This is a genomic window from Arcobacter sp. CECT 8989, assembly GCF_004116715.1.
Taxonomy (GTDB): Bacteria; Campylobacterota; Campylobacteria; order Campylobacterales; family Arcobacteraceae; genus Halarcobacter.
Genome location: NZ_PDKE01000118.1, coordinates 1 through 397 on the forward strand (window position 1 = coordinate 1; position 397 = coordinate 397).

General features: G+C 34.3%; 1 protein-coding gene. It reads left to right on the forward strand.

The window, feature by feature from the left end:
* On the forward strand, nt 1–397 hold a 397-nt coding region (locus CRV02_RS14965; RefSeq protein ID WP_258239341.1), incomplete at both ends, for a hypothetical protein.

Consider the following 397-nt stretch of genomic DNA (forward strand, 5'->3'; position numbering starts at 1 on the left):
CCCTACAACTGATAATTTTGTATTCTATTATGAAAAAGCAGATGGTACAAAAGGTAGTGTGGATATTCCAGCAGGAACAGCTAATGAAACAGCTATGGCTGCATTAATCCAAGCAGATTCTAATATTACTACAGCTGCATTTGCCGGAAATACAATAACTATTACTCCTGCAAATGAAGATTATGCATTTACTTCTACAACATTAATTTCAGATGCACCTACTTCTATGTTACCACTTGATAAAAACAATGATTACAGTGGAAGACAAGGTGCAGGAGCTGAGTTTATTGAATTAGTAAATACAATTGATCAAACTACGACTCAAAGTTCACTTCAATTAAAACTTGATACTTTAGGTATCTCTGATTCAGCATTCGGAGAGTTTTCTGTAGATAGT